Genomic DNA, 14,980 nt, shown 5'->3' with positions numbered 1-14,980 from the left:
TCGTCTGCGAACGTATACGCGCCGCGCGAGCCGGACGGCGTATACGTTCACCCCGAGAGACAAACTGAAAGGGCCGGTCGAAACCGGCCCCTGATGTGGAGACTAGTGGGGGGTCAGTGCTCACGCCGCCGCGCGTTGGGCTTCGAACTCGCGGCGGATATCGTCGAGGCGGGTAATGATCTCCCGTGACAGCTCTTTCAACTCGGGGAAGAGGCGGGCTGCCCGGTCTCGGTCCCCGCCGTTCACCGCAGCAACCACGTCACGGGCCAGTGAGTGGATCCGCTCGTGGGGTGCGTAGATAGCCTTGTAGCTGGCCAAGTGCCCGCACAGCTGCCTGCCGTCACCCTCATACCATTTGCCGAAGCGGCAAGTATGGTGGGTGGAGAGCTCACCCGCCTCCATGCGCCGGCGCCCGACGAGGACCGCCTCTACCGTGGTGACGAAACCGCTATGGTCCTTTTTGGCCAGTTCCAGAATGAAAAGTTCGCTTCCGGACGTCTTGAACGTTCTCACTTCGGTCTGCAGTTCATCGGCCAGCGTTGCCAGCCCGGTGGCGGCATCGGCGCTCTCGCCCGCTTCGCGGGCCGTATGGCCCACCACCTCGGTGATCTGCTGGATGTTCATGGTGATCTCGCTGGTGGTGGCGGTCTGCTGCTCCGCTGCCGTGGCGATCTGGGCCACCTGGCCCGTCACCTGCTCGATCTGGTCGAGAATTTCCCGCAGTGCGTCTCCGGAGCGGGCCGCATCGGCACTCCCCTGCGTCACTTCAACGACCCCTTCCTCCATGGACGCAACGGCTCCCCGCGTTTCCTGCTGGATGGATTTGATCATCTCGGCAATCTCGCGGGTTGCCCGGGTGGTCCGCTCGGCCAGGGCGCGCACCTCGTCGGCCACCACGGCAAAACCGCGCCCCTGCTCACCGGCCCGTGCCGCCTCGATGGCGGCGTTCAGAGCCAGCAGGTTGGTCTGGTCGGCAATATCCTGGATGGTGCCGACAATCTCGCCGATCTGGTCGCTGCGCGCGCCAAGGGCCTCGACCGTTCGGGCGGTATCGCGCACCCGCTCGGTGATGCGCTCCATGGCGCCGATGGTCTGCTGCACCACAGCCGCGCCGGACCGGGCACTGGCACTCGCATTCCGGGCCACGTCGGCTGCGGTCGAACAGTTCTGGGCGATCTCCTGGGAGGTGGCCGCCATTTCCTCGCTGGCAGTGGCAACGGTCCCGGTCTGGGAGGCCATTTCCTCGGCGCCGGTGGCGATCTGCTCCGACGTGACGCTCAGGGTGCGGGCAGACTCCGAAAGGTTGAGCACCGCGTTCTGGATCGATGTAAGCATGTGTTCGAAATTCTCCACCATCCGGTTGAACGTACGCCCCATGTCACCCAATTCGTCATCGGCCCTGATCACCACACGGGCGGTCAGGTCGCTGTCCGCCACCCGGGCGATCATCTCGGAAAATTTGCCGAGCCGGAACACGAAACGGCGGGCCGTATTGAATCCGAAGCCGGCAGCCAGCAGGGCCACGATCACCGAGAAAACCGCTTGGCCCACGAGCAGACGCTTGGACGAAGCGGCCAGGGCGGCACGGCTATCGCCAAAGCTTTGCCGGGCCGCCTTTTCCATCTCCTTCACCGCTGCCTCGAGAGGACGGTCAATCCCCCGGGCAAGATTGCGGTCAATGGCGGCCACATCGTCACTGGCACCGCGCGCCGCTACCAGTTCATCGATGCATCCCCGGTACTTGCCCAGCTCTTCCTTTGCCTTGCCGACCGCGGCCTTTTCCCCATCGGTGTTGGCCAGTTTCTCGAATTCGGCGATGTTTTTCTCAAAGGTACCGATGCTCTCGCGGAAACCGGTCACATGCTTGTCGTCCTTGCGCACCAGGTAATTCTTGTAGGCCCGGACCGCCTCCGCCAGGCTCACCTGCGACTTCAGGGCAACATCCACCTGGGCTGCGTCCACCTGAACGATGGTCTCGGTCTCCGCAACCTGGCGGTTGACCCCATAGAGGGAGAGCGCCGTTACCGCCGCCAGCCCCAGCACCGTAAGCCCTGCCATTCCGTACAACTTTGTACCAATGGAAATTCACATCGAACCTCTCCTTCCTCTTCCATCACAACTTCACGATGAGCCGCTCCAACCGTATCCACTGCCGTACCACGGGACGTTTGAGGGACACGTCCGGGAAAGCCGTATTCAATAGTAATTTCGGCACAATCCCGAAAAACTTTAATCGGCAGTTCGCAATGGTCACAAAAAATAAACCCGGCCTGAGCCGGGTTTATCAATGGGGATTCTGTGGAGCCATTTACTCTTCAGGAGAGGCGGAATTGTCCCACCAAACGCTGAAGTTCTTCGGCCAGACGCGCCAGGTCACTGGTGGCGGAGGCTGAGTCCTGGGCGCCGCGGGTTGTCTGGGTAATAACTTCGGTGATCTCATGAATGTTGCTGCTGATCTCGCTGGTGGTAGCTGTCTGCTGCTCGGCGGCGGTGGCGATCTGATTGACCTGGTTGGTCACCTCGCCGATCTGGTGCAGGATTTCCTCCAGCGCCTCACCCGATTTGGCGGCCTCTGACGTTCCCCTCTCCACTTCCTTGACCCCTTCCTCCATGGAAGAGACCGCCAGCTTTGTCTCCTGCTGGATCGACCGGATCATCTGGCCGATCTCCTTGGTGGCCTTGGTGGTCCGCTCCGCCAGCGCCCGCACCTCGTCGGCCACCACGGCGAACCCCCGGCCCTGCTCGCCGGCCCGGGCCGCCTCGATGGCGGCGTTAAGCGCCAGCAGGTTGGTCTGGTCGGCAATATCCTGGATGGTACCGACGATCTCGCCGATCTGATCGCTGCGCGACCCGAGGGACTCGACCGTATGGGCGGACTCCTTGACCCGGTCGGCGATGCGGGTCATGACCGTCAGGGTCTCCTTCACCACATGGGAGCCCTTGAGGGCGGTGTCATTGGCCTGGCGCGAGTTTTCGGCGGCAGCCATGCAGTTGCGGGCGATCTCCGACGAAGTGCTGGCCATTTCTTCGCCGGCCGTGGCCACGGTGCCGGCCTGAGCGGCAACCTCCTCGGCGCCCGTTGCGGTCTGCTCGGAGGTGCTGTGAATCTGGGCGGCGGCCGACGCCACCTGCATGCTGTTCTGGACAACCTGGGAAATGATGTTGTGCAACTTCTCGATGAACTGGTTGAAGGCACGCCCCAGGTCGCCCACCTCATCCCGGGTCACCACGTCGATCCGCCGGGTCAGGTCCCCTTCGCCTTGGGCAATATCCTCAAGGCTCGACACGACGACCTTGAGCGGGCGGGTAATCCTGACCCCGGCAAAGAGAACCAGCAGACAGGCAACCGCGCCGGCCACAACGATGGCGCCGATGATCTTCCAGCGCAGCATGGTGATATCCCGCTTCACGTCGTCCACGTAGATGCCGGTACCGATCACCCAATCCCACGGCTTGTGGTACTTCACAAAGGAAACCTTCGGCAGGGGCGTCTTCTCGTTGGGCTTGATCTGGCGGTAGTCCACGAACAACTCGCCGTTTTCTGCGCCGGCCGCCTTGGCGAACTCGCGGTAAATCAGCTTGCCGTCGGCATCCTTGAAATCCCCCATGTCCTTTCCTTCGTTTTCCGGCCTGAGGGGATGGGCCACGAGACGCGCGCTGGAGTCGTTGATCCAGAAGTACTCTTTTTTGGCGTAGCGCAGTTTTTTGATATCAGCAGCGGCCCGCTCCTTTGCTTCGTCAACGGTCAGCTCTCCCGCCGCGATCCGTGCCTCATAGGCCCCCACGATGCCGAAGGCCAGCTCCACCGATTGTCTGGTGGCACGCTTGCGGCTTTCCATCTCCTGCTTCTCGACCATGGGCAGGAAGTAGAAGAGCACTACCGCCGCCAGGAGCGCCACTCCGAGGAGCGCCGCGCCGATGATCTTCGGCAGTATTCTCCAATCCTTGAAACTCTTGATTGCCATTGCATCCTCCGCTCTCCGGGCCCGCAGGCCCCATAAACTTCATATCAGTTGATATCGGCAGGAAATCCGACGGGACTATCAGGAATTTCCTGATATGATCCCGGCAGTTGCCGTCCATGGCGGACCCGGGAGCGGAGCACAAAAAAAACCCGGCGGTTGCCGGGTTTTTTTACGGATATGATGGCTGATCAGGCGAGTTTGAACTTGTACACCAGGTCCTGCAGTTCCTCGGCCAGTTTCGCCAGCTGCTCGGCGGCCTGGGCCGACTCTTCGGCGCCCCGCGCGGTGAGCTGGACCACCTCCGTGATCTGCTGGATGTTGTTGTTGATCTCACCCGTGGTCGCGGTCTGTTCCTCGGCGGCAGTGGCAATCTGGCTCACCTGCATGGTAACGCCGCCGATCTGCTCCAGGATCGCCTGCAGGGCCTCGCCCGATTTGGATGCGTCCGAGGTTCCCTTTTCCACCTCTTTGACCCCCTCCTCCATGGAAGTGACGGCGCCCTTGGTTTCCCCCTGGATCGCCTTGATCATCTGGGATATCTCCTTGGTGGCCTTGGTTGTCCGCTCGGCCAGGGCCCGAACCTCGTCGGCGACCACGGCGAAGCCGCGTCCCTGTTCGCCAGCGCGGGCGGCTTCGATGGCCGCGTTGAGAGCAAGGAGATTGGTCTGGTCGGCGATGTCCTGGATAGTGCCGATGATCTCGCCGATCTGGTCGCTCCGCTCGCCCAGAGATTCGACGGTGCGTGCCGAATCCTTCACCCGCTCGGCGATGCGGTTCATGACGGTCAGGGTTTCCTGCACCACATCCGAACCGTTCTCGGCCCGATCGTTGGCGTGTCGGGAGCTTTCAGCCGCCAGGGAGCAGTTATGGGCGATCTCGGCCGAGGTGGCAGCCATCTCCTCACTGGCCGTGGCCACGGTGGCGGCCTGTTGGGCCACCTCCTCAGCGCCGGTGGACATCTGGGTGGAGGTGGCATGGAGCTGGGTCGCCGCGGCAGTCACCTGGGAGGCATTGTGGGCAACAAGGCCGATGATCTCGTTGATCTTGGCCGCGGTAGTGTTCACCTCACGCGCCAGCAGCCCCATTTCGTCGGCACTGACGACGTCGGCCCGGGCTGTCAGGTCACCGGCGGCCACGCGGGTGAGTACATCGAGCACCTTGTTGAGAGGACCGCTGATGGAACCGGCGATGGCCAGGCCCGCCGCAGCGGCGACGCCGATCACCCCCAGAATGATCACCACCATCATAATGAAGGAAGCTCGGTACGAGGCCATGTCCTGCTCATACATCTTATGAGCTTCGCCGATATTTTCCTGCACCATCGAGGCAATGATCTTGGCCGGGGTATCGTAGAGGGGGGCCACGCTCTGGGTGGCGAAGGTCATGGCATCGGCCCGGCCCACCTCGTCTCCCTTGGCGGTAGCGTCCTTGATTAGCTCGGCGAGTCTCGTTCCCTTCTCGACATAAGACTCGAAGCCACCCCTGAACTCGACGAGGGACTTTTTCTCGGTGTCAGTCAGTTCCTGCTTGCCCAGGTCGTCGAGTGTCTTTTTGATCCTGTCAGCGGCCTTCAGGAAATCCTGTTCCTTGCCGCCGATCTTTTCCGCATCTTTCAGGGCAAGCATGTAGACGAGCGCCAGCCTCATCTCGAGAAAGTCGCTCTTCATACCGGAAAGCCCCGCCACGTGCTCCATGCCGATGTTGGCTTCCTTCACGCTGCCGCTCAGGTTGCGCATATTGTAAAGCGCCACCGATCCCAGTACCACGAGCCCCAGACATCCGGCAATCACCAGGACGAAAATTTTTGTTCTCACCTTCAAGTCCCGCCATGCGCTCATCGTATCCCATCTCCTTCCAGACAAGTAATTATCCGATTCGGCATTACCAACTAATGCCATGACTGTTTACGTAACCCTATCGGCACGGTTCGACTAAACTTTAGGAGAAAGCAATTCAATACCAAAAAGGTAACGATTACCTGTTGGTTCGGGAGTCACAACTATGTAATCTTTATTAAAACTCGTCTTGCTCCGGAAATGACCATTGCATTCCGCGCCTGATTTTCCTAGACTTACCTTTTCAATCATCCCATGACGTTAGGAAGTATTTTCATGGCCATACGCCTCCCCGCAGAGTGGGAAGAGCAGGACGGGGTGCTCATCGCCTGGCCCCATCCCGGCAGTGACTGGTACCCCTGGCTCCGGCTGGTGGAGCCGGTCTTCGCCCAGATCGTCAGAGAGATCACCCGGTTCGAGACCGCCTTGGTGGTGGCGGCCGACGGCGAGCGGACCGCCGCGCTTCTGGAGGCCGTGGGCGCCCGAATGGAACGGGTGGCCATCGTGGAACTTCCCACCAATGACACCTGGGCCAGAGACTTCGGACCCGTTACCGTGGAACGGGACGGCCGTCCCGTTCTGCTGGACTTCGGCTTTAACGGATGGGGTCTCAAGTTCGCCGCCGACCGGGACAACCTGGTGACCCGGCGCCTTCGCCATTTGGGCATTTTCGGGGATATCCCCGCCGAGATGGTGGGGTTGGTCCTGGAAGGGGGAAGCATCGAGAGCGACGGCCGGGGCACGGTCCTCACCACCGCCGAGTGCCTCCTGAACCCCAATCGCAACCCCCATCTCTCGCGGGCGGAGATCGAAGAGGCCCTTGCCCGCTACCTGGGGACCGAGCGGGTACTCTGGCTCGAAAACGGGTTCCTGGCGGGCGACGACACCGACTCCCACGTGGACACCCTGGCCCGCCTGGCGCCGGACGACACCATCGTCTACGTCCGCTGCGACGACGCCACGGACGAGCACTATGCGGCCCTGTTCATGATGGAGAAGGAGCTGGCCAACCTGCGCACCCGCGAAGGGAGCCCCTACCGCCTCATCCCGCTTCCCTGGCCCCGGGCCTGCTTCGATCACGAGGGGCAGCGGCTGCCGGCCACCTACGCCAATTTCCTCGTCATCAACGGCGCCGTGCTGGTCCCGGTCTATGACGACCCAGCGGACGAGGCGGCGCTGGAGGCCATCGGCCGGGCGTTTCCGGGCCGCGAGATCGTCGGCATCGACTGCCGCCCCCTCATCATCCAGCACGGTTCGCTCCACTGCGTAACCATGCAGTTGCCCAAAGGAGTGCTTCCATGTCCAAACTGAGCGTCGCCCTTGTCCAGCAGAGCTGCACCGCCGACAAGGATCTGAACCTGGCCAAAAGCATCGAGAACATCCGCAAGGCGAGCGTCCTGGGCGCAAAGCTCGTGGTGCTCCAGGAGCTGCACACGGGTCCCTATTTCTGCCAGAACGAGGATACCGCCCATTTCGACCTGGCCGAGCCGATCCCCGGCCCCACCACGGAACTGCTCGGCGGCGTGGCCAAGGAATTCGGCGTGGTGCTCGTTTCCTCGCTGTTCGAGCGCCGGGCGCCGGGGCTTTACCACAACACCGCCGTGGTCTTCGAAAAAGACGGCTCCATGGCCGGCACCTACCGCAAGATGCACATTCCCGACGACCCGGGCTATTACGAGAAGTTCTACTTCACCCCCGGCGACCTTGGCTTCGAGCCGATCCGGACCTCGGTGGGAAAACTAGGGGTCCTGGTCTGCTGGGATCAGTGGTATCCCGAAGCCGCCCGGCTCATGGCCCTGGCTGGCGCCGACCTCCTCATCTATCCCACGGCCATCGGCTGGGACCCCCGTGACGACGACGACGAGAAGATCCGCCAGAAGGAAGCCTGGATCACCATCCAACGGGGCCATGCCGTGGCCAACGGCATCCCGGTGGTGAGCGTCAACCGCGTGGGACACGAGTCGGATCCCTCGGGAGTCCTCCCCGGCAGCCAGTTCTGGGGTTCGAGCTTCGTGGCCGGCCCCCAGGGCGAGATCCTGGCCCAGGCTTCCAACGACGGGGAGGAATTGCTCATCACGGAACTGGACTTGGCCCGTAGCGAGGCGGTCCGTCGCATCTGGCCGTTCCTGCGTGACCGGCGCATTGACGCCTACGGCGACCTGCTGCGCCGCTACCGAGACTGAGAGGCCCCCATGCTCCAGGACAAGGAACTGCTCGAAGCCCTCTCCAGCGCCCGGGTCCTCACCTCCATGATCACGCCGGCGGTGCTTATTTCAGCCGCCGGCACTCTTATCTTTTCCACCTCCAACCGCCTGGGGCGCGTGTTCGACCGGGTGAACAGCCTGAAAAGCGAGATCGAGTCGGTCCTTGCCGGCACGCTCCCCTTTGCCGCGGAGCGGATGGAGTTCCTGAAGGTGCAGGTACAGAAGCAGCGAGTCCGCGCCCGGCTCATCCAGCACGCCCTGGCGGCCCTCTATACGGCTACGGCCCTGTTTGTGGCATCGAGCCTCGGCATTGCCTTCAACGTGGCCTACGGCAGCAGGGAAACCAGCTGGATACCCACTGCTCTCGCCCTCTCCGGCGGCCTCTTCCTCTTCGCCGCCAGCGCCATCCTCATCTACGAAAGCCGCCACAACCTCACCTTCATCAACCGTCACATCGATTTCGTGGAATATCTGGAAGAGCAGTACGGCAAGCAGAACGGAAAGCACACGAAGGACATTTGAAAACAGCTTTCAATTTGCTACACTAGTACTTAAAAGATGGTCATATTTCCTTTGTGAGGAGGTCGTGTCATGGTCGGAGGCATCGGCATGGGTGGAGTAACCCCACCACAGTCAGCGGAACGGGACCGGCGCAACGACGAACTCCTCCGCGGAGCGGAGCGAAAGGGTGACAAGGACGTCCGCAATGAAGTCAAAGACCGGGTAACCATCGGTGAATCCTCTGAAGAGTCCAAAGAGGTCACCTACGGTAAACCGCTGGACCGGGAGCAGATCCTCGACTCGAAGTTTCTCATGCTGCGGGAGCTTGTGGCGAAGACCTTCAAAGAGCAGGGCATTTCCACGACCATCGATGTGGGCGAGGGGAAAACGGTAAACCTGGAGGACCTGACCCCCGATGAGGCGGCAAAGCTGGTGGCGGACGACGGTTACTGGGGGGTGGAGCAGACGTCGGACCGGATCGTGGAATTTGCCACGTCTCTGGCGGGAGGAGACGTGGCCCTCCTGGAAAAGATCAAGGAAGGTGTCGTGAAGGGCTTCGAGATGGCCAAAAAGGATTTCGGCATGGAGTTGCCCGAAATATCCCAGAAAACCTTCGAAGCAGTCATGCGGAAGCTGGATGAGTGGTCACAGCAGGCGGGCGCTGAGTCTGGAGGGAAGGAAGCTGTCACCTGAGACTGGTGCCGGAAGGCCTGCCGGGGCGGATGAACGGCAGAGGAGCGGAGACGGGCCGTTCGAGTGCCGCGAGTACTCCGGTACCAGCCTAATAAATAAAGAAAAATGTGTGGTGCTCCTTGCAAAGCGGCCGTCTGCTCGTACAATTGGGGGCAGACTTTCGTACTCAAAGGAGGAGCACCATGAAACGACTGATAGCAGCCGCAGCACTCACCCTGTTCTGTGCCGGCCTCGCCGTTGCCCACGACAAGGTCGTGGTCCTGGAAGCAAAGAACGGCAACGTCACCTTCGACCACAAAAAGCACGCCGGGGTGAAGGGCGAGTGCAAGGCCTGCCACGAAACCGAGGCTGGGGGCAAGATCGCCGGCATGGGCAAGGACTGGGCCCACAAGACCTGTACCGGCTGTCACAAGGAAATGGGGAAAGGCCCCACCAAGTGCGGTGAGTGCCACAAGAAGTAACTGCTGACTTCTGGAGGAAAAAAGAGGGGATGGCCACTGGCTATCCCCTCTTTTTTTCATCATCCCCCGAAGCGCCGGACAAAGACCCCGACGCCGAGCCGTTTGCGCAGGGCCCGGCAGTAGAGTTCCTCATACCTGGCCGCCGAATCCTCCCAGGTGAACCGCTTTGCCATTGCATTGCCGATGAGGGCTGCCATGGCGTCCTTGCGGCGGTACCAGGTATGCACCGTCCACCCCACCGTATCGAACAGGGCATCGGCATCGTGGCTCCAGAACTTGAAACCGTTGCCGGTCAGGTTCTGTTCGTCGAAGTTCTCCACGCTGTCGTCGAGCCCCCCCGTGGCCCGGACAATGGGCAGGGTCCCGTAGCGCAACGAGTACATCTGATTGAGCCCGCACGGCTCGAAGGCCGACGGCATCACGAAGAAGTCGCTCCCCGCCTCGATCCGGTGGGAAAGCCCATTGTTGTACCCGATATACAGGCCGAACTTCTCAGGATATTCGTTTCTGACATCCCCGAAATAAAAGTGCGACCAGGGCTCACCCGCCCCCAGCATGACGACCTGAACATCCAGGGCAAGGATACGGTGAATCGCCTCGGCCAGGATATCGATTCCCTTCTGCTTCACCAGCCGCCCCACCAGGCCGAACAACGGCACGTCATCCCGCTCGGGCAGGCCGAAGAATCGCTGCACGTCCCTTTTGCAGAGCTTCTTGCCCGACAGGTCGGAACGGGAATAGTTCGCCACGATGTGCGGGTCGGTCTCCGGGTTCCACTCCTCGTAATCGACGCCGTTGAGGATGCCGACCAGATCGGCGGACCGTGCCCGCACCACGCCGTCGAGCCCCCACCCGTACTCCGGCGTCTGCATCTCCCGGGCGTATCCCTCGCTCACGGTGTTGAGGACCGTGGCGTGGTAAAGCCCCCCTTTGAGCAGGTTGGTCTGGTTGTCCTTTTCGAGCCCCAGAAAGGTGAAGTGCTCCCAGCCGATGCCCAGGACCTCCATGGCACCGGGGTAGAAATTGCCCTGGTGCTGCATATTGTGGACGGTGAGCACCGATGCGGCACCGCCCACCAGCGGGTCGTCACGGTAAAGGGTGTTGAGGAAGACCGGCACGGCGGCAGTGTGCCAGTCGTGGGCATGGAAGACATCGGGGGCGAAGCCGATCAACTTGGGCAGTTCCATGGCGGCCCGGGAGAGGAAAATGAACCGGTTGTCGTTGTCCATGTACCCCACGTTGTCTTCCTCGTAGAGCCCTTCCCGACCGTAGTACCCCTCGTGTTCGAGGAAATAGACCGGCACGGCGGAGCCCGGAAGCCGTCCCTCCCAGACGCCGCAGTACTGATTGCCCATGATTCCCATGGGAACCACGAGCACGCCGGGAAGCCGCTCCAGCCCGAACCGCTCCGGGTCGATCCGGGAGTAGAGGGGCATCACCACCCGCACATCGTGCCCCATATGGGCCAGGTACTTGGGCAGCACCCCCACCACGTCCGCCAGTCCCCCTTCCTTGGCAAAGGGGACGCACTCGGACGCGGCCATGAGGATGTTCAGTCGTGTCATGTCAAACACTCCGTGTTGTGGAAATGGAAGTCAAACCGGGGGATTGTAGCCCGAACCCCCGGAGGCTCAAAGTAAAAATTCCATGCCGCTGCAATCTCTTCGTTCCTGCCGGGCCATAACCTGTGATAGTTTCATGGTTACCATCTTCACCCCCCTACAGGAGAACCAGCAATGACCGACCTGCCCCAATCCTCCGGCGAACGCCATATCGAACGGATCATGGAGGAACTCGATCCCTCATCGGAACGCTTCCAGGTACTGGAAACCGCAAAAAAGTTCAAATCATCCTGGGTGGAGCTGGGCGACCGGTTGTTCGGCGTGAACAACCGCAATCTCTACCGTGACTGGGGATACGGCAGCTTCGAGGAATACTGCACGAGGGAAATCCGCATCAAGAAGGAAACGGCCCAGAAGCTGACGCTGGCCTACCGCTTCATGGAGCAGCACGAACCCCAGCTCCTGGCACGGCGGGAAGAGCCCCGCCCCCTTCCCGACTACCGCTCCATCGACCTCCTGCGCCAAGCCCGGGAAGAAAAGGGGTTTTCCGACCAGGAATACGCCGACCTGCGCAAGCGGGTCGTGGAGGAGGAGCGGAGCCACCCCACGGTGCTCAAGCAGTTCAAGGAGGTTGCCAGGAGCCGTCAGGAGCCGGTGCGGGACCCGGCAGTCACGGTCAGGGGCGCCCTTGCCGCGGCCCGGCGCCTCGAAACCGCCCTGGCAGGGGTGGACGGGCTGCCGGACGGCCACCGGGAAGCGGTGAGAGGACTGGTTGCCCACCTGGAGAATGAACTGGAGGAACTGGCCGTGACGGTCGAGCACGGCTAAGGTTTCCCGCCCCGACGCAAAAAGGCCCGCCACCATGTGCGGGCCTTTTTGCGTCGGAAGTCCGACGCGCTTACAGCTTACATCTTGGGGAAAAAGACGAACAGCAGCACCGCAAGCCCCGCCAGGACCCACATACCAGCAGAGACCTGGTGTCTCTTGCCGGCGGCGGTCTTGAGGAGGGGATAGGTAAGCAGCCCCGTGCTCATGCCGACGCCGATGTTGTAGGTGAAAATCATCAGCACGATGGTAAGGAAAGCGGGAACCAGCTCGGTGAAGTCCTCGAAGTCGATCCGGCGGAGCGGCTCGATCATGAAGGAACCGATCACGATGAGGGCGATACCGTAAGCATGGGGAGGCACAATGGTGAACAGCGGCGCGAAAAAGAGGGACATCAGGAAGAGCCCCGCCACCACCAGTGCCGTGAAGCCGGTGCGCCCCCCTTCTTCGATGCCGGTGGCCGATTCGATGTAGGCGCCGGTAGTAGTGGTGCCCAGCAACGGCGCCACGGTGGTGGCAAGGGCATCGGCCAGCATCGGTTTCTCGATCTCCGGCAGGTTCCCCTTCTCATCCAGCAGATCGGCCCGCATGGAGAGGCCGATGAGGGTGCCCACCGTATCGAGGAACGCCATTATGAAGATGGTGAGGACCACGGGGAAGAAGCGGATGTCGAGGGCATCACCGATGTTGAGCTGAAACAGGATCGGCGAGAGATCCGGCGGCATGCTCACGAATTCGGTCGGCATGGGCGTCACCCCGCAGGCCACCGACAGGACGGTGGTGGCGACGATGCCGATCACAATGGCCCCGTGAATCTTGCGCGTCATGAGAAAGACAGTGAGGAGGTAGCCGAAGACCGCCAGAAGCACCGACGGAGAGGCGATGTTACCCATCTTGACCGGCGCCCCCGGCACGCCGAGGGTAACGAGACCGGTTTCGTTCAGGCCGATGAAGGTGAGAAACAGTCCAATACCGACGGCAAAAGCGCATTTGAGCGAGAGCGGGATCGCCTCGGCCAGCCAGCTCCGCACTTTGAAAACGGTCAGGACCGTGAACAGTACGCCCGCCACGAAGACCGCTCCCAGGGCTGTCTGCCATGAATATCCCAGCACCTTGACCACGGTGAAGGCGATAAAGGCGTTCTCGCTCATGTACGGAGCAATGGCAAAGGGGCGGTTGGCGTACAACGCCATCACTACCGTGCCGAAGACCGCGGCCACGATGGTGGCCGTTGTGGAGGGGCCCCGCGGAATCCCCGCCGCCTCGAGGATGGCGGGATTGACGATGATGATGTACGCCATGGTCAGGAAGGTGGTAATGCCCGCCACCGTCTCCTTGCGGTAGGTGGTGTTGTAGCGCTCGAACTGAAAAAAATGTTTCATGGACGCCTCAGAAAAATGGATATGAGTTTCGGACGGCGCTCAGGGTACCAGGGGGCAGCCCCTTGTTCTGTGACGCCGCTCACAGCAAAACTGTGCTGCCACGGGCTAGAATTGCTCAAAAGGTCCGTAATCCGTTACGCACTGTTTTCGAAGAGGTAAACCCCGGGTAACCGGGGGGCACAAAGCTGCGGGTCCCGCCTGAAACAGCGGGACAGCCGGGTTGGCGAAGAAACAGTACCGCGTCCCACAGGGGCAGGCTGTTTCTTTTTTTTTGCCCGCACCCACCACACACACGAAGGAGGAACCATGAAAGCGGCAGTACTGAGTCTCGTTATCCTTTTCGCGGCATCGGCATCGGCCCTTGCCCAACCGTTGCAGGTGGTTCTTGCAACCACTGCAACGGCTCTTACCGGCACGGTCATCAAACCGGCACCCACGGAATTCTACGGCCTCGAAGTCGTGCTGCAGCTCCCCGTGGGGATCACGCCAAAACTGGACCCGCTCACCCCGGGCAAGTACTTCCTCGATCCGGCAACGGTCGTCATGGTGGACAACAGTATGCTGAACACCGGCACGCTCGTCTCTTCCGCCCTGACCCCCTCGACGGATCCCAGTGTGGGCGACACCGTGAAGTTCCTGCTCGTCAACCCCTACGGGGTCAAGTTCGGGACGTTCGGCTCGCTCTGGTTCGACTTCAAGCCGGGATTCGTGCCGAACTACAACACGACCACACAGAATGTCAGCAACGCGGACTTCAAGGTCCTGAGCTACCGAGTGCTGGACGTCTCGGGAGCCGAGATTTCCACCGACCAGGCCGCCGCAAGCATCAGCAAAACCTACGTATGGAAGCAGCCCTAAGCGGTGCCCGAGCCGTTCAGGGCGAACCCGAGCCGTTCCCCGGCCCGCCCTGAACGGCTAATACCCCTTCACCGCATAGATCCCCGGCGCGTTGCGCCAGTATCCCTTGTAATCCATTCCGTAGCCGAAGAGGAACCGGTCCGGGGACACAAGCCCCGTGAAGTCGGCCTTCAACCCCGGCCGGGCCTTCCGGTCATGCTCCTTGTCCACGAGCACGGCGGTGAAGACCTTCGCCGCCCCCTCCTGCAGGCACCATTCGGTAATGGCGTCGAGCGTCGCCCCCTCGTCCAGTATGTCATCCACAATCAGTACCGTCCGTCCTCTCAGGTCCACAGTGGGACGCACCCGCCAGTCGAGGGATTTGCCGAAGATGTGGTGCCCATAGCGCGTGGCGTGCAGGTATTCGATCTCCAGGGGGAATCCGAGCCGGGGCAGCAGCTTGCCGGTGACGATGAGCCCGCCGTTCATGACGCAGAAGACCAGGGGATTGGCCTCGGCCAGACGTTCGGTGACCGCGGTGGCAAGCCGGCCGATGGCGGCCTCCACCTCTGCTTCGGAAAAGAGACAGTCGGCCTCTTGGTAGACTTGTTTGATTTCATCGAGAGTTACGGACATGAAAGACCTCGCGGAAAAATGGTGATCGCAGGTTACAGTAGCCCAAGGCGCTCGCATTGACAAGCAGGTTGACATGAAA

General features: G+C 61.6%; 13 protein-coding genes and 1 riboswitch. Of the genes, 7 read left to right on the top strand and 6 right to left on the bottom strand.

The window, feature by feature from the left end:
* Positions 1-120 precede the first annotated feature (120 nt).
* The 3 genes from GS_RS05160 to GS_RS05150 form a co-directional block, all read right to left on the bottom strand.
* Positions 121-2,079 (bottom strand): methyl-accepting chemotaxis protein, encoded by a 1,959-nt coding sequence (locus tag GS_RS05160; protein WP_262421270.1) that lies wholly within the window; start codon positions 2,077-2,079, stop codon positions 121-123.
* 236 nt (positions 2,080-2,315) lie between these two features.
* Positions 2,316-3,965, bottom strand: a complete 1,650-nt coding sequence (locus tag GS_RS05155) for a methyl-accepting chemotaxis protein (RefSeq protein WP_010941693.1) — start codon at positions 3,963-3,965, stop codon at positions 2,316-2,318.
* A 188-nt stretch (positions 3,966-4,153) separates the two neighbouring features.
* On the bottom strand, positions 4,154-5,803 hold the full coding sequence (locus tag GS_RS05150; protein ID WP_010941692.1) for a methyl-accepting chemotaxis protein: 1,650 nt from the start codon (positions 5,801-5,803) through the stop codon (positions 4,154-4,156).
* Between the two features lie 273 nt (positions 5,804-6,076).
* On the opposite strand from GS_RS05150, the gene GS_RS05145 reads away from it, so the two are divergent.
* The 5 genes from GS_RS05145 to GS_RS05125 all read left to right on the top strand — a co-directional run bounded on the left by GS_RS05145 (position 6,077) and on the right by GS_RS05125 (position 9,659).
* Positions 6,077-7,111 carry an agmatine deiminase family protein gene (locus GS_RS05145; protein ID WP_010941691.1) on the top strand — a complete coding sequence of 345 codons (1,035 nt, stop codon included), beginning with the start codon at positions 6,077-6,079 and terminating at the stop codon, positions 7,109-7,111.
* On the top strand, positions 7,099-7,983 hold the full coding sequence (locus GS_RS05140; RefSeq protein WP_010941690.1) for a carbon-nitrogen hydrolase: 885 nt from the start codon (positions 7,099-7,101) through the stop codon (positions 7,981-7,983). Before GS_RS05145 ends, GS_RS05140 begins: the two co-directional genes overlap by 13 nt.
* A 9-nt stretch (positions 7,984-7,992) precedes the next feature.
* Positions 7,993-8,526 carry a DUF2721 domain-containing protein gene (locus GS_RS05135; RefSeq protein ID WP_010941689.1) on the top strand — a complete coding sequence of 178 codons (534 nt, stop codon included), beginning with the start codon at positions 7,993-7,995 and terminating at the stop codon, positions 8,524-8,526.
* A gap of 69 nt (positions 8,527-8,595) precedes the next feature.
* On the top strand, positions 8,596-9,198 hold the full coding sequence (locus GS_RS05130; RefSeq protein ID WP_010941688.1) for a hypothetical protein: 603 nt from the start codon (positions 8,596-8,598) through the stop codon (positions 9,196-9,198).
* A gap of 182 nt (positions 9,199-9,380) precedes the next feature.
* Positions 9,381-9,659, top strand: coding sequence for a cytochrome c7 (locus GS_RS05125; RefSeq protein ID WP_010941687.1), 279 nt, complete (start codon positions 9,381-9,383; stop codon positions 9,657-9,659).
* Positions 9,660-9,718: 59 nt separating this feature from the next.
* On the opposite strand, the gene GS_RS05120 is transcribed toward GS_RS05125, so the two are convergent.
* A complete protein-coding gene (locus tag GS_RS05120; protein ID WP_010941686.1) occupies positions 9,719-11,224 on the bottom strand; it encodes a glycogen synthase in 1,506 nt (501 codons plus the stop codon).
* A 171-nt stretch (positions 11,225-11,395) separates the two neighbouring features.
* Here GS_RS05120 and GS_RS05115 point away from each other — a divergent pair, with 171 nt between their 5' ends.
* Positions 11,396-12,049, top strand: a complete 654-nt coding sequence (locus GS_RS05115; RefSeq protein ID WP_010941685.1) for a hypothetical protein — start codon at positions 11,396-11,398, stop codon at positions 12,047-12,049.
* Positions 12,050-12,126: 77 nt separating this feature from the next.
* Here the strand turns inward: GS_RS05115 and GS_RS05110 are convergent, their stop codons facing one another.
* Entirely contained in the window at positions 12,127-13,428 is a 1,302-nt protein-coding gene (locus GS_RS05110) for an NCS2 family permease (RefSeq protein ID WP_010941684.1), read from the bottom strand.
* Positions 13,429-13,572: 144 nt separating this feature from the next.
* A riboswitch (cyclic di-GMP riboswitch) is annotated at positions 13,573-13,656 on the top strand.
* Between the two features lie 78 nt (positions 13,657-13,734).
* Between GS_RS05110 and GS_RS05105 the strand changes: the two genes are divergently transcribed.
* Positions 13,735-14,286: a hypothetical protein gene (locus tag GS_RS05105; RefSeq protein WP_010941683.1), complete on the top strand. Its 552-nt coding sequence runs from the start codon at positions 13,735-13,737 to the stop codon at positions 14,284-14,286.
* 57 nt (positions 14,287-14,343) lie between these two features.
* Here GS_RS05105 and GS_RS05100 read toward each other — a convergent pair whose 3' ends face one another.
* Entirely contained in the window at positions 14,344-14,901 is a 558-nt protein-coding gene (locus GS_RS05100; RefSeq protein ID WP_010941682.1) for a hypoxanthine-guanine phosphoribosyltransferase, read from the bottom strand.
* Positions 14,902-14,980 lie beyond the last annotated feature (79 nt).

It is taken from the genome of Geobacter sulfurreducens PCA (genome assembly GCF_000007985.2).
GTDB lineage: Bacteria > Desulfobacterota > Desulfuromonadia > Geobacterales > Geobacteraceae > Geobacter > Geobacter sulfurreducens.
This window is presented reverse-complemented; position numbering and strand designations above follow the sequence as displayed.

What these genes read in the sequence shown, in the direction of transcription:
- GS_RS05155 (WP_010941693.1), bottom strand. Translation starts at nt 3,965, where the DNA reads ATGGCAATCAAGAGTTTCAAGGATTGGAGAATACTGCCGAAGATCATC.
- GS_RS05150 (WP_010941692.1), bottom strand. Translation starts at nt 5,803, where the DNA reads ATGAGCGCATGGCGGGACTTGAAGGTGAGAACAAAAATTTTCGTCCTG.
- GS_RS05145 (WP_010941691.1), top strand. Translation starts at nt 6,077, where the DNA reads ATGGCCATACGCCTCCCCGCAGAGTGGGAAGAGCAGGACGGGGTGCTC.
- GS_RS05140 (WP_010941690.1), top strand. Translation starts at nt 7,099, where the DNA reads ATGTCCAAACTGAGCGTCGCCCTTGTCCAGCAGAGCTGCACCGCCGAC.
- GS_RS05135 (WP_010941689.1), top strand. Translation starts at nt 7,993, where the DNA reads ATGCTCCAGGACAAGGAACTGCTCGAAGCCCTCTCCAGCGCCCGGGTC.
- GS_RS05130 (WP_010941688.1), top strand. Translation starts at nt 8,596, where the DNA reads ATGGTCGGAGGCATCGGCATGGGTGGAGTAACCCCACCACAGTCAGCG.
- GS_RS05125 (WP_010941687.1), top strand. Translation starts at nt 9,381, where the DNA reads ATGAAACGACTGATAGCAGCCGCAGCACTCACCCTGTTCTGTGCCGGC.
- GS_RS05120 (WP_010941686.1), bottom strand. Translation starts at nt 11,224, where the DNA reads ATGACACGACTGAACATCCTCATGGCCGCGTCCGAGTGCGTCCCCTTT.
- GS_RS05115 (WP_010941685.1), top strand. Translation starts at nt 11,396, where the DNA reads ATGACCGACCTGCCCCAATCCTCCGGCGAACGCCATATCGAACGGATC.
- GS_RS05110 (WP_010941684.1), bottom strand. Translation starts at nt 13,428, where the DNA reads ATGAAACATTTTTTTCAGTTCGAGCGCTACAACACCACCTACCGCAAG.
- GS_RS05105 (WP_010941683.1), top strand. Translation starts at nt 13,735, where the DNA reads ATGAAAGCGGCAGTACTGAGTCTCGTTATCCTTTTCGCGGCATCGGCA.
- GS_RS05100 (WP_010941682.1), bottom strand. Translation starts at nt 14,901, where the DNA reads ATGTCCGTAACTCTCGATGAAATCAAACAAGTCTACCAAGAGGCCGAC.